This window comes from Lactobacillus sp. UMNPBX19, assembly GCF_002553805.1.
Taxonomy (GTDB): domain Bacteria; phylum Bacillota; class Bacilli; order Lactobacillales; family Lactobacillaceae; genus Lactobacillus.
This window is the reverse complement of the sequence record NZ_PCYR01000015.1, coordinates 1-14,168: the sequence shown is the minus strand read 5'-3', so window position 1 is coordinate 14,168 and position 14,168 is coordinate 1. Positions and strand designations below refer to the sequence as shown.

Below are 14,168 nucleotides of genomic sequence, written 5' to 3'. Positions count from 1 at the left end.
TCTGTGGGAAAGTAGCCAAACGCCTGAATAAAACACACTTTTGCATGTTTAATAAATGTGGACAAAGTTAAAAGTTATCCACATGTTATTAACTTTTAGTGTTCAAGCATAGCCTTTAAATCATACACAGCTGCTTTAATTTCAGCATCAGTTTTTAAGGCACGCGAAATTTTATCGCAAGCATGCATTACAGTTGTGTGATCCTTACCACCAAATTCTTGTCCAATTTTAGGCAAACTAGAATCTGTTAACTCACGAGACAAATACATTGCAATTTGTCGAGGAACGACAATTTGTTTTACACGCTTCTTACCCTTTAGTTCAGTAGTTGAAGTTTGGAAATAATTAGCCACAACTTCTTGAATCTTAGAAATTTGAAGCCCCCTATTTTTTTGTACCAACTTTAAGTCAGCTAGAGCCTCTTTGGCTAAGTCAACGTTAATATCTTCGCGCTCAATTGTTGCATGGGCTTGAACTTTAACTAAAGCTCCTTCGAGTTCACGAATATTGGTATCAACTTGGGAAGCAATGTAGTCAAGGGTACTGTCGTCAATTGCTAGGCCATCGGTTTCAGCCTTTTTTCGCAAAATCGCAATTCTAGTCTCTAAATCTGGAGGCGTAATTTCAACTTGTAGTCCCCAAGCAAAGCGTGAAACTAAACGTTCTGATAATTCAGGAATTTCGGTTGGGAGACGATCACTAGTCATAACAATCTGTTTTTGATCATTATAAAGGGTTTCAAAAGTATGGAAGAATTCCTCCTGGATTCCCTCTTTTTTAGAAAAGAATTGAATATCGTCTACTAATAGGAGATCACAGTTCCGATACTTATTACGAAATTCAGCCTGAGTTTTGTTTTTTATTGAGTTAATAAAATCATTTACGAAAGTTTCACTCTGAATATAAACCACTTTTGCATGTGGTTTTTCGGCCAACATTTGGTGTCCAATGGCTTGCATTAAGTGGGTTTTACCTAAACCGACCCCACCAAAAATAAACAAAGGATTGTAAAAACTTCCCGGATTATCAGCGACTGCTAAGGCGGCACCTGCTGCCAGCTTGTTTCCCTCACCTTGAACAAAGGTATCGAAAGTATACTTACTATTTAATTGAAGGTCTTGAGCAAATTCATCTCTACGATTTTCTAATATTTCTTGATTAGTTTTAATTCGTGGTTGTGGTGTAACTAATCGTTCAGGACCTTCTTTACCTGCAACTTCAAATTTAGGTTGAATTTCCATGTCGGCATAAGCATATGCTTCTTGAATGAGTTGAGAAGCTAAGTTCTTTTCCCAGTATCCCTTTGCAACGGGTGATTCAACAGCGATTATCATTTCTTTTGTCTTTTTATTAAAGGAAATTGGTTTAGTATTTTTAAACCAAGCATTATAGGCAACCATGCTGTAGCTTTTTTTCATCTCAGCATTAAAAAATTGCCAAAATTTATCTAGATCAAACAAAAAAATTCCTCCAAATACTGTATTATCCACAGAATAAATCAAAATAAGTTTAGCATGAATTAAATAAGTTTTCCACAAGTGATAAAAAGAATTAACAAATTCACAGGTATGTGGATAATATAAAAATAGAAATCCACCGAAGTGTGAAATAAAATTTCAAGTTTAAGTTTTCCACAGCAATATGTGAATTTATTATACGCCATAAATCAACGCTTTATGCTAAATAAATTATATTTTCCACAGGGTGTTTATTTTGTTCTAAACAAGGTGTGAATTGTGCATAACTCTGAGAATGATCTTGTTGATAAAAAATAAATAAAAAATTTAAAAAAAGATATCCACAAAAAATAATTTGAAAAATGCTTTAAAAATAACTTTTCTTTTTAGGAAAATTTTGATAAGGCCTTGGTTTTTTCGCGTAAATATGCTATTCTATCTTAGAAATTGTGCTTATTAAGCATTGAAAAACGGAGGTGCAACATTAAATGTCAACTAAGAGAACTTACCAACCTAAGAAGCGTCACCGTTCACGCGTTCATGGTTTTATGAAACGTATGGCTACAGCAAACGGCCGCAAGGTTTTAGCAAGACGCCGTAAAAAGGGTAGAAAAGTCTTATCTGCTTAAGCCACTGAAGCTCAGTGGTTTTTTTAATTTAAGTAAGGATGAACCAGATTGAGAAAAAGCTACCGTGTAAAAACTGAGAGAGACTTTCAAAAAGTTTTTAAAGAAGGACAGTCAATGGCTAATCGCGGCTTTGTTGTCTATACCTTACCCAAAGAAAATCAAAAGCATTTTCGCGTTGGAATTTCTGTTGGGAAAAAAGTAGGTCATACGGCGGTAGCACGTAATCGCCTCAAACGGTTCATTCGTGCTACACTGACAGAACTTAAGCCAGAGATAAGGCCTGATTTAGACTTTTTAGTAATAGCTCGACCTTATGCACGAGATTTTGATATGGGACGAACCAAAAAGAATCTTATTCATGTTTTAAGGTTAGCTAAGGTCTTATCGAGCGAAGAGACGGAAATTGAGGAAAAGTAGAGTGAGAAATCATTTGTCTAAGAAAAATTGGAAACTGATTCTATTAGCTTTAGGAATGCTTGCCTTAACGTTAGTAGTTACAGGTTGTGCATCAACTAATGGAACAAGTGTTGCTCCTATTTCTCATACTAGTGGCAATTGGTGGGATCGGTATATTGTTTACTATATTTCCCAATTTATTCTTTGGATTGCAAGTTTAGTTCATGATTCCTATGGTTGGGCAATCATTATCTTTACTATTATAGTAAGAATAATTTTATTACCATTGAATGCCATTTCTATTAGAAGCATGTCTAAGCAACAAAAAGTGCAACCACAGATGGATGCATTGCGTAAAAAGTATCCAGGTAAGGATGTTGAGTCACGTCAAAAGTTACAAGAAGAAACTAGCAAGTTGTATAAAGAAGCTGGTATTAATCCATATACTGGATGTTTACCAATGTTAATTCAACTACCAGTTATGTATGCTTTGTATCAAGCAATTTGGCGGACTCCACAGTTGCAAAATGGTCGGTTTTTGTGGATGGATTTGGGACGTCCCGATCCATATTACATCATGCCTATCTTGGCGGCTGTATTCACTTTTATGAGTACGTACATCAGTCAGATGTCAACGCCCCAATCCTCACAAAATGGAATGACTAAGGGAATGACATACTTGATGCCTCTTATTATTGGGGTTTCAGCAATTGGTATCCAATCTGCGATTTCACTTTACTGGGTGATTTCCAACTTATTCCAAGTAGTTCAAACCTTTATTTTGCAAAATCCATTCAAGTATCAACGTGAACTTGAGGAACAAAAGAAGGAAGAACGTGAACGTCAGCGCAAAGTTCGTCGCGCATACAAACGTTTAGGACGTAAAAAACAAAAATAAATTATCTTTAATTTGAAGATAAAGTAGTCAAAGTGCTTTATCCATCATTATTTTTTGTAGTGGTGGAGTGGGCACTTTTTTTATTGAGATTATTTTATGTAGGTGAAAAAATGGCACAAGTATTAACACAATTTGATACAATCGCTGCAATTTCTACTCCTATTGGCGAAGGAGGTATATCAATTGTTCGTCTATCTGGTGAAGATGCAGTAGCGATTGCTAATAAACTATTTAAAGGAGCAGATTTAACTAAGGTTCCCTCACATACAATTCATTATGGACATATCGTTGATCCTAAAACTAAGGATGTTGTAGACGAGACAATGGTTAGTGTGTTACGCGCACCAAAAACTTTCACTCGAGAAGATATGGTTGAAATCAATTGTCATGGTGGAATGATTGTAACTAATGATATTTTGCAGCTACTTTTGGCAAACGGTGCTCGAATGGCTGATCCGGGTGAATTTACTAAGCGCGCCTTTATGAATGGTCGTATTGACTTGACGCAAGCTGAATCTGTAATGGATATTGTCCGGGCTAAGACGGATAAGTCTCGTCAAGTTGCTATGACACAATTAGCTGGTGGATTGTTAGATAAAATTAGAACAATGCGCCAGGAACTGTTAGATACAATGGCTCATGAGGAAGTTAATATTGATTATCCAGAATATGACATGGACGATTTAACTTCTCAAGAAATGAAAAAGAAGGCCGAAGAAGTTTCAAAGCAAATTGATCAATTGCTAAAAACAGCTCAGGAAGGGAAAATTATCCGTAATGGTCTAGCAACGGCTATCGTGGGAAGACCAAATGTTGGTAAATCCTCTCTTTTAAATTATTTAACGCAGGACGATAAAGCAATTGTTACTGATATTGCGGGAACAACAAGAGATACACTTGAAGAATATGTTTCTGTTAAGGGCGTACCGCTGAAGCTGATTGATACTGCTGGGATTCACCATACAGAAGACAAGGTCGAAAAAATTGGAGTTGAACGTTCAAAGAAAGCTATCGCTGAAGCTGATTTGGTGCTTTTACTTCTGGATGCAAGTCAAGATTTAACAGACGAAGATAAAAATTTATTAAATTTAACTGCTAATAAAAAACGAATTATCATTTTAAACAAACAAGATCTAGGCACAAAAATTTCCCAGGAAATGATAAGAAAAATTACTGATAATCCAATTATTGTAACTTCAATCTTAAAGCAAAAAAATATGGATGCGCTTGAGAATGCAATTGAGCAATTATTCTTTAGTGGAATAGAAAATTCACAAAATCAAATCTTGGTAACAAATCAAAGACAAGCTGGTTTATTAGCCAAAGCAAAGCAATCTTTAGAAGACGTTGTCAATGGAATTGATGATGCAATGCCTTTAGATTTGGTTCAAATTGATCTCAAAAATGCTTGGGATACTTTGGGTGAAATTACTGGTGAAAGTGCACCTGATGAATTAATTACCCAATTATTTAGTCAATTCTGTCTTGGAAAGTAGGATGAAAATGAAGACTTACGAATCAAATGAATATGATGTAATTGTTGTTGGAGCAGGCCATGCGGGAGTAGAAGCAGCCTTAGCAGCAGCACGAATGGGAGAAAAGACACTTCTTTTAACGATCAATTTAGACATGGTGGCTTTCATGCCATGTAATCCATCAGTTGGTGGACCAGCAAAGGGTACTGTTGTGCGTGAAATCGATGCTCTTGGCGGAGAAATGGGTAAAAACATTGATGCCACTTATATTCAAATGAGAATGCTCAATACAGGTAAGGGTCCCGCTGTTAGAGCATTGAGGGCACAAGCCGATAAATGGCAATATCATGAGCGTATGAAGGATACAATTGAAAATGAGCCTAATTTAACTTTACGTCAAGCTGTTGCAGATGAGTTGATCGTTGAAGATGGAGTATGTAAAGGTTTGATTACTAATACTGGTGCAAAGTACTATGCTAAAAGCGTTGTGTTGACCACAGGAACAGCTGCTAGAGGAAAAATTATTATTGGAGAATTGGCTTATTCTTCAGGTCCTAATAACTCACTTCCATCTATTAAATTACCTGAAAATCTTGAAAAGTTAGGCTTTAAATTACGTCGTTTTAAGACTGGTACTCCTCCTCGAGTAGATGGAAATACTATTGATTATTCAAAAACTCAAGAAGAGCCTGGAGACAAAGAACCAAGACATTTTTCTTACACTAGCAAAGATAGTGATTACCTAGAAGATCAAATGTCTTGTTACATGACTTACACTAATACCGTAACGCATGACATTATTCGTGCAAATCTTGATCGTGCTCCAATGTTTTCTGGGGTTATCAAGGGTGTAGGCCCACGTTACTGTCCTTCAATTGAAGATAAGGTAGTTCGTTTTGCAGATAAAGATCGTCACCAAATTTTCTTGGAACCAGAAGGACGCCATACTAAGGAAATATACGTAGGTGATTTTTCTACTTCAATGCCTGAAGAAGTACAATTGAAGATGCTTCATAGTGTTGCTGGTCTAGAAAAAGCAGAATTGATGCGCCCAGGATATGCAATTGAATATGACGTAATTGAACCTTGGCAATTAAAGCATACATTAGAGACAAAAAATATTAAGCACCTCTTCACTGCTGGTCAAATGAACGGAACATCTGGTTATGAAGAAGCAGCCGGTCAAGGATTAATTGCTGGGATTAATGCAGCCTTAAGTGCTCAAAATAAGCCTGGATTTACTTTACAACGCGATGAAGCATATATTGGTGTCTTAATTGATGACCTAGTAACTAAAGGAACAAATGAACCATATCGTTTGCTAACTAGCCGGGCAGAATATCGTCTTCTTCTTCGTCACGATAATGCAGATTTGCGTTTGACTGAAAAAGGTCATGAATTAGGCTTGATTTCAGAAGATCGTTATAAGGAATTCCAAGATAAAAAGCAAGCTATTTCCGAGGCAATGGAAGCTATTAAGAAAGTTACCATTCACCCTACTGATGAGGTTCAAGAATATTTAGCTAGTGTTAAGCAAGATCGTTTAAATGCAGGAGTTAGCGGGGCAGACTTTTTGAAGCGACCACGTGTAACTTTTGACGCAGTTGAAAAATTAAGTGGTGAAACTTTAGCTACTGATCGCTATGTGAAAGAACAAGTTGAAATTGCATTGAAATATGAAGGTTATATCAAGAAGGAAAAGACCTTGGTTGATCGTTTGCATCGACTTGAATCAAAGAAAATTCCAGTAGATATTGACTACAATGCAATTCCAAGTTTGGCAACTGAGGCGCGTCAAAAATTTGAAAAGATTCGTCCTGAGTCAATTGCTCAAGCTGAAAGAATTTCTGGTGTAAATCCAGCTGATTTGGCAATATTAACGGCATATATTCAACAAGGCCGAATTGCAAAGGTGAAAAATAAATAATTAGTTTTAAAGCAAAAAAATAAAAAATTTTTTTGCTTTTTTTTGTTGAGTATGATCACTTAATCACAGTTTAAAGTTGCTACCTAATGATAAGTTGTGAAAGAAGAGTAAATAGTTTGTGAATTAATTATTTTTGATAATGAGTAAATACAGGACTAGCAGTCATAGAAACCGCTTTCAATTATGCTGAAAATGTGCTTTAATCAAGGTGTAAGAAAAAATATTAAGGAGATGCTTATAGACTATGACAAAGATTAGTGGCTCAGATGCAATGTTTCAAGTCTTATATGACTGGGGTATTGACCATATATACGGTTTTCCAGGCGGCTCATTTGACTCAACAATGAATGCAATTCATAACTGGCGGGATAAGATAAAGTTTATTGAAGTAAGACATGAAGAAGCTGGTGCCTTAGCAGCTTCTGCTGAATACAAAATTAGTGGAAAAGTAGGAGTGTGTTTTGGTTCTGCAGGCCCTGGTGCCGTTCACTTAATGAATGGACTTTATGATGCAAAATATGACAAGACACCAATGGTTGCAATTGTTGCTAATGTTCCAACAAGTCGTCAAGATATTGATTTCTTCCAAGCTTTTGATGAAAAGCCATGGTTTGATCCAGTCGCTGTTTGGAATCACCAAGCAAAGACAGCGGAAGCTATTCCGGTTTTAATGGATGAGGCAATTCGTCAAGCTTATCAAAAGAAGGGTCCAGCTGTTTTAATCTTACCGAAAGACTTTGGTTGGGATAAGATTGAAGATAACTTCCGCAATAATGCTGCAGCACACAAGATTGTTCCTAATTTCCCAGCACCACGCAAGGAACAAATTGATAAAGCACTTGAATTAATTAAAGAAGCTAAAAATCCAATTGTTTACTTTGGTCATGGTGCCCAAGATGCTAGTGCAGAGTTAAAGGAATTTTCTGATAAATTTAAGATGCCATTAGTCTCATCAGTTTTAGGAAAAGGAATTGTTGAGGATGAGTTCCCAGCATATATGGGTTCAATTGGTCGTGTGGGTGCTAAGCCAAGTAATGACATTCAAACTCATGCTGATTTAGTAGTTTGGGTTGGTAACAATTCCCCATTCTCTATCTTCTTCTTCAATCCTAAGGCAAAAGTAATTCAAATTGATGTTAATTCAGAAAGATTGGGTAAGCGTCATGCTGTAACTGTTCCAATTTTAGCTGACTCCAAGAAAACTTTACGTGCCTTAATTGAGGCTGGTGAAGGGCGTGCAGAATCTCCATTATACAAGGCTGCTCTTGCTGATCGTGAAAACTGGGAAGCTTGGCTTGAGAGCTTTAATGATTCAGACGAAATCCCAATGAGAGTAGAACCAATTTTTGATGTAATCAATAAAAAGGCTGCCAATGATGCCGTATTTGCAGTAGATGTAGGTAATGTAAATATTAACTTTGATCGCTTGATGCACCTACATGATGATCAGAAATGGACTACCTCCGGTTTATATGCAACTATGGGCTATGGCGCTCCAGCTGCTTTAGCCGCTGCTACTATTTATCCAAAGCGTGAGGTTTGGAACTTAGCTGGTGATGGTGGCTTTGCCATGATGAACCAAGAGCTTTTAACCCAAGCACGCTACAATATGCATATTATTAACGTGGTCTTCACAAATGAAACTTTGGGTTTTATTGAAGCGGAGCAAGTCGATGAGTCTCATCAACCATTATCTGGTGTAAAACTTCCTGATAATGATTGGGCGATGTCTGCTGAAGGTATGAATGTAAAAGGCTTTACTGTTCGTACTAAGAGAGAATTTGAAGACGCAGTCGCTGCGGCTCAACAAATGGAAGGTCCAGTTTTGATCGACTGTAAGATTACTCATGATATGCCATATTCAACTGAATTAAATACTTTAGACGATCCAGCTTTCGTTGCTAAATATGATGCTCAAGCTTTGAAGCCATTTAGTTACTTTGCTGGTAAGTATGGAGTTGAGGCAGATGCTGCATCTGATGCATCTGAACATACTGAAGCAGAGCCAGTTGAAGCTAAAGAAGATGCTTCATCAGGCGCATCACGCCATTAATTTCCTAGGAAATAATTAAATAAAGAGTTCACATAGCTGAACTCTTTATTTTTTTAATAAAAAGTAAGCAAAATTGTGCGAAACTCATAATAAAAAAGTATACTAGTAGATGAACGAATTTTATTAAATATGTGGAGGCAAAAATATGCAACAATTTGGGGTTATTGGCTTGTCCGTTATGGGAAAAAACCTTGCCTTAAACGTTAAAAATCATGGCTACTCTGTCTCTGGATTTTCAATTGATAAGCCAGAGGTTGATGCTTTAGCAAAATATGAAGATAAGAATTTGAAGCCAACTTATACTTGGGAAGAATTTGTTAATTCACTAGAAAAGCCACGAAAAATCTTGATTCAAATCATGGCTGGTAAACCAGTTGATGAAACTTTACAAAAACTATTGCCTCTTTTAGATAAGGGCGATATTTTAATTGACGGTGGTAATTCTAATTTCCATGATACTAATCGTCGCTATAAAGAAATGGAAAAGCATGGTATTCACTTCATTGGTATGGGTGTTTCTGGCGGTGAAGAAGGAGCTTTGAACGGTCCTGCCTTAATGCCAGGTGGTGATGAAAAAGCTTATGAAGAAGTAGCGCCAATCCTTGAAGCTATGGCTGCCAAGACTCCAACTGGTCAACCATGTGTCGGATACATTGGACCAGCAGGTAGTGGTCACTATGTGAAGATGGTTCACAACGGTATTGAATATGGTATTATGCAGATTATTTCTGAAGTATACGATGTTCTCCGCACCGTTGGTAATTATTCAAACGATGAAATGAGTGAAATCTTTAAGAATTGGGATAAGGGTGGTTTACAAGCTTATTTAATTGAAATCACTTCTAAGGTCTTAAAACAAAAGGATAACTTAACTGATGATCATATTATTGATCATATCTTAAATGAAGCTTCTTATAAGGGAACTGGTAACTGGATGCTTGAAGATGCAATTCGTTTAGGTGCTCCAATTACTGTAATTGCAGAAGCCGTTCTTGCTCGTTTTATGTCAAAAGCAACTTTGAGAAATGATCCTGAACCAAAGATTGACCCAGAGAAAGCTCCAAAGGACTTAGTTGATCAACTTGCAAAAGCCTTATACTTAGCTATGGCTGTTTCATATGGTCAAGGATTTGAACAATTAACGATGGCTGCAAAAGCTTATAACTGGCGCTTGCACTATTCAACTATTGCCCAAAACTGGGAAGCTGGATGTATCATCCGCTCACAAATGCTTCATGATATTAAGTTTGCGTATAATGCTGATAAAGACTTGCCTAACTTATTCAAGGCTCCATTTTTTGATAAGGTAAAGAAAGAAAATATTGGTGCTCTTAGAGATGTGGTAAAGATTGCTGCTGATGCTGGTGTACCAACCCCAACTCTTAGTGCAGCTTTGAACTACTTAGAATCAATCTTTAACCCACGCTTACCTCAAAATATTATTCAAGGTCAACGTGATTACTTTGGTGCTCACACTTACCAAAGAAATGATCGTCCAGGTACTTTCCATACTGAATGGTATGAAGAAAAATAATAATGTTTCACATGAAACTGAAAAGTCACTACATTAGTAGTGGCTTTTTGCGTTAAAATAGAACAGTATTTAAAAGTAGGGATGTGGGTAAGGATGAGAAAAGAAGAAAAAAGCAATCTTAAGTTAATGCTTCAAGCTTTGATTGTTGGATTGATTGCAGGAACAGTAGTTGGATTGTTTAGGTTTGGAATTGAAAAGACTTCTGCTTTTTGGTTATATCTCTTTAAGCAAGCTCATAAAAATTCGGCTTGGTTTATTGCAATCATAATTGGTTTAGCAGCAGTTGGAATTATTGCAGGTTACTTTGTAAAACAGTATCCTCATGTTGGTGGATCAGGTATTCCAGAAGTTAAACTGCAACTTCAAGGTAAATTACAACTTAAGTGGTGGCAAATTCTTTGGAGAAAACTTATTGGTGGTATTTTGGTAATCGGGACTGGTTTATTCCTAGGTCCGGAGGGACCATCACTTCAACTAGGATCTTCTATCGGTCAAGGACTTGGAGAAAAACTAAAGCAGAATAAATACAATCAACGTGTTCTACTTGCTACTGGGGCCGCTAGTGGTTTATCGGCTGCTTTTGGTGCACCACTTAGTGGGGCTTTGTTTGTTTTAGAAGAAATCTTTCATAATTTCTCTCCTCGTGTTTGGATGAATGCTTTAGTTGGTGCTATTGCTGCTAATTTTATGGTGTCAAACTTTTTTGGAATTCATCCAGCTCTTGCCTTACCGTATAAACATGCCTTTCCTTTAGGTTTATATTGGCATTTGATTATTTTAGGTGTCATTTTAGGATTACTGGGGCATTTTTATAAAAAAGGATTATTTGGATTAAAAAAAGTTTATTTGAAAATCACATGGTTACCAAGATGGCTTCATGGATTAATTCCGTTAGCTATTTTAGTTCCTATTATGTATTATTGGCCATTAATTACGGGACCAGGTAATCGATTAATTTTATCTATGCCTACTATGCTTACAAAAACAGGCTGGGCATTGGTAGGGATACTTGCTTTTTACTATGTAATGCGAATTGCTTTTTCAATTGTTTCTTATGATTCAGGCTTACCTAGTGGTATTTTTCTGCCTATTTTGACAATGGGAGCTTTGGTTGGAGCGGCCTATGGTATGTTAATGGTTCAATTAGGACTAATGCCAGCTCATTTAGTAATTAATTTGGTTATTTTCTCAATGGCTGGCTACTTTGCTGCAATTATTCGAGCACCGTTTACGGCAATTATTTTAATTACTGAAATGGTTGGATCGCTACTTCATTTAATGCCATTAGCAGTTGTGGCATTTATTGCTCTACTGGTTGATCAAGTATTAGGTGGCAAGCCAATTTATGATAGTTTGGCAAATGCCATGATGCCAGCTACTAAAACTGAGACAGTTGCTGGGGAAGAGGATGAACTTGATATTCCAGTTTATGAAAATAGCAAATTGGTAGATCAAGAGATTAAAAGTATTGCTTGGCCCGATAATGTTTTAGTGAGAACGATTAGAAGAGGAAGCCAAGAAATTATCCCACATGGTGATACAGTGATTGCGGCGGGAGATTTATTGGTTTTAGGTGTGGACCATAATCAACGTGCAGCAGCGTATGATGCTATCCGTAAACTACAGGATGTTGAATTAGATGGATAAGAAAAAGACTACAATTTAGATTTATTACAATCTTTATTGTAGTCTTTTATTTATTTGTTTTTCAATTTTTTCCAGGCTTTTTTAGAGCCACGATTTAAATCTCTGTTTAATTTATATTCTTGCCAATCTTGAACAAATAATAAATCGAGATTATAACCTGTAGGATAAAGTTCCTCAGCTTTTCGAACTAATTTTGCTCCTTTTAAGGGTACAGTTTCAAAAGCCTTATTAACGAAAATCACAATCTGATTAGCTATATCAGAGTTCTCGTAGAAGAGGACTTCTTGGTGATATTTTGGCACTTTGATTCGATCACCTTTTTTAAAAGAAGGTAGAGACTTAATTTTTTTCTGTTTATTTTTAAATTTAATACTAGCTTGTCTTAGAGGAAAGATACCAGTATTTAAGAAATCTTTAGCTTCCGACAATACGTCTTCTGGCATCCCACTTTTCTCTGCAATCCAGAGAGCCCGACTAGCACCTACTTGATTTAAAAGTAGTTTATATGTGGGATGTAGTGTTTGTAAGTCAAAATCCATTGCTGCTGTAATAAAAGCAGGATTTTTAGTCGAATAATCTTTTATAGCGCTATAGTGAGTAGTTGCTAAGATTAGGCAACCTTTCAGTTGTAGTGTTTGTAAAAGAGCAATAGCAAGTGCTGCACCTTCATTGGGATCCGTTCCACTACCTAGTTCATCTAACAAAATCAGACTACTTGGAGTGGCTTTTTGAACAATCTCTGCCATTTTTTTCATTTCAGCAGAAAATGTTGAAAGGGAGTTATCTAAATCTTGATGATCACCAATTGAAGTATAGATTTCAGTCATAATTGGAATGGAACACGGTGCTGTACTAGGTAAGAAGAGACCAAATTCAGTCATTGCGGTGGCTAAGCCAACAGTTTTGAGTGTGACAGTCTTTCCGCCTGCATTCGGTCCAGTAATAATTAAGCTATGTTTAGTTGGATCTAACTTAAGAGATAAAGGAACGGGATTACTTAATAAGGGATGCTTCATTCCGTTCAATTGAAGCTCATTTTGTTCATTTAAAATTGGTCGTTTGCCACCAATAGCATGCGAATATTTTGCGCGTGCTAAGATACAATCTAGATCAACAATAACGTTAAGATTGGCTTCAAAATTAGGTAGTTCATTATAGACTTTAGCTGTTAAATTCCCCAAAATTTGAGATTCAATTAAGTAAATCTGATTTTCAACTGTAGTTTTTTCTTGGGTAAGGTGAAGGATCTTAGTTGGCTCAATGAAAACAGTTGTCCCATTATTAGATTGATCAATAATATTTCCACCAAAAGTATGCTTAAAGCTTGCCCTAACAGGAAGAGTATAGTGATTATCTTTTTGAATAATCTGAAAATCTTGCAACATTGATTGGTACTTTTTTGTCTGTAAGTATTTCTGTAGGGTTTCTTTGATAGTTGTATTTAATTTGCCACTTCTTTGGCGTAGTTTAGTCAGCTCGTTATCTGCTCGGTCTGAAACCTGTCCGCGCTCAATATCTTGATAAATTAATTCTTCTAATCTATCTAGAATAGTTAACGTATCACAATAGCTGGCCATAATTGGAGCATTAATTCTTTGTTTATCAAAAAAGCGTACTAATAAGCGGGTAACTCTAATAAAATCAGCAACTTGTTCTAGTTCGCGAGGATTTAAGATATATCCCTTTTTCACCTTATTGATAATTGGGGTAAAGGCATCTGAATTAATAAAAGGGATGTGTAGGCCGTGATCTAAAATCCAGACCATTTCTTCCGTTTCATCTAATAACGCATTTGCTTTGACTAACTTATTTGCAAGTGGTTGAGCTAAAATTTTCTCCTTAGCCTCTGGTGAAACGGCATAGTGGGCTACAAGTTTACGTACACGTGAAAATTCGATTTCGTCAGTATTATTCAATTTTTTATTTTTCTCCTTAAGAAAATAGATTTTAAATTTGGTTTTCTCAAGGGAAAGTAGATTAGTCCCTTGAGACTAAAATACAATTAGCATCATATAGCAATATGTCCTTTTCTAAATTATTGATTTCAATGATATAACATTTTTAGAAAAAAATCATTATAAATTAGGGTAAATAAAAGTGTCTGGGAAAAAACTAATTCCTAAGACATGAAAAAAGAACGATGATTTCCTTT

10 protein-coding genes are annotated in these 14,168 nt (G+C 36.2%); 8 read left to right on the top strand and 2 right to left on the bottom strand.

What is annotated here, in order from left to right; translation table 11 throughout:
* Window positions 1-95: 95 nt before the first annotated feature.
* Window positions 96-1,460, bottom strand: a complete 1,365-nt coding sequence (gene dnaA, locus CP370_RS05675) for a chromosomal replication initiator protein DnaA (RefSeq protein ID WP_087712531.1) — start codon at window positions 1,458-1,460, stop codon at window positions 96-98.
* Between the two features lie 485 nt (window positions 1,461-1,945).
* Here dnaA and rpmH point away from each other — a divergent pair, with 485 nt between their 5' ends.
* From rpmH to CP370_RS05635, 8 genes are all read left to right on the top strand, one after another.
* Window positions 1,946-2,086: a 50S ribosomal protein L34 gene (gene rpmH / locus CP370_RS05670; RefSeq protein WP_003648141.1), complete on the top strand. Its 141-nt coding sequence runs from the start codon at window positions 1,946-1,948 to the stop codon at window positions 2,084-2,086.
* A gap of 48 nt (window positions 2,087-2,134) precedes the next feature.
* Complete coding sequence (gene rnpA / locus CP370_RS05665; protein ID WP_004898271.1) at window positions 2,135-2,503, top strand: ribonuclease P protein component; 369 nt, start codon at window positions 2,135-2,137, stop codon at window positions 2,501-2,503.
* A 1-nt stretch (window position 2,504) separates the two neighbouring features.
* Window positions 2,505-3,380 (top strand): membrane protein insertase YidC, encoded by an 876-nt coding sequence (locus CP370_RS05660; RefSeq protein WP_087712532.1) that lies wholly within the window; start codon window positions 2,505-2,507, stop codon window positions 3,378-3,380.
* A 110-nt stretch (window positions 3,381-3,490) separates the two neighbouring features.
* Window positions 3,491-4,876 carry a tRNA uridine-5-carboxymethylaminomethyl(34) synthesis GTPase MnmE gene (mnmE, locus tag CP370_RS05655; RefSeq protein ID WP_012846836.1) on the top strand — a complete coding sequence of 462 codons (1,386 nt, stop codon included), beginning with the start codon at window positions 3,491-3,493 and terminating at the stop codon, window positions 4,874-4,876.
* A 7-nt stretch (window positions 4,877-4,883) separates the two neighbouring features.
* Complete coding sequence (gene mnmG, locus CP370_RS05650) at window positions 4,884-6,782, top strand: tRNA uridine-5-carboxymethylaminomethyl(34) synthesis enzyme MnmG (protein WP_087712533.1); 1,899 nt, start codon at window positions 4,884-4,886, stop codon at window positions 6,780-6,782.
* 244 nt (window positions 6,783-7,026) lie between these two features.
* Entirely contained in the window at window positions 7,027-8,835 is a 1,809-nt protein-coding gene (spxB, locus tag CP370_RS05645; RefSeq protein ID WP_087712534.1) for a pyruvate oxidase, read from the top strand.
* Window positions 8,836-8,980: 145 nt separating this feature from the next.
* Window positions 8,981-10,369 (top strand): NADP-dependent phosphogluconate dehydrogenase, encoded by a 1,389-nt coding sequence (gndA, locus tag CP370_RS05640; RefSeq protein WP_087712535.1) that lies wholly within the window; start codon window positions 8,981-8,983, stop codon window positions 10,367-10,369.
* Window positions 10,370-10,462: 93 nt separating this feature from the next.
* Window positions 10,463-12,016, top strand: a complete 1,554-nt coding sequence (locus CP370_RS05635) for a ClC family H(+)/Cl(-) exchange transporter (RefSeq protein WP_087712536.1) — start codon at window positions 10,463-10,465, stop codon at window positions 12,014-12,016.
* 50 nt (window positions 12,017-12,066) lie between these two features.
* Here CP370_RS05635 and CP370_RS05630 read toward each other — a convergent pair whose 3' ends face one another.
* Window positions 12,067-13,932 carry a DNA mismatch repair protein MutS gene (locus CP370_RS05630; protein WP_087712537.1) on the bottom strand — a complete coding sequence of 622 codons (1,866 nt, stop codon included), beginning with the start codon at window positions 13,930-13,932 and terminating at the stop codon, window positions 12,067-12,069.
* Window positions 13,933-14,168: the final 236 nt, after the last annotated feature.

Excerpts from the sequence above, each read along its gene's own strand:
- rpmH (WP_003648141.1), top strand. The coding sequence starts at position 1,946 with ATGTCAACTAAGAGAACTTACCAACCTAAGAAGCGTCACCGTTCACGC.
- mnmE (WP_012846836.1), top strand. The coding sequence starts at position 3,491 with ATGGCACAAGTATTAACACAATTTGATACAATCGCTGCAATTTCTACT.
- mnmG (WP_087712533.1), top strand. The coding sequence starts at position 4,884 with ATGAAGACTTACGAATCAAATGAATATGATGTAATTGTTGTTGGAGCA.
- spxB (WP_087712534.1), top strand. The coding sequence starts at position 7,027 with ATGACAAAGATTAGTGGCTCAGATGCAATGTTTCAAGTCTTATATGAC.
- gndA (WP_087712535.1), top strand. The coding sequence starts at position 8,981 with ATGCAACAATTTGGGGTTATTGGCTTGTCCGTTATGGGAAAAAACCTT.
- CP370_RS05635 (WP_087712536.1), top strand. The coding sequence starts at position 10,463 with ATGAGAAAAGAAGAAAAAAGCAATCTTAAGTTAATGCTTCAAGCTTTG.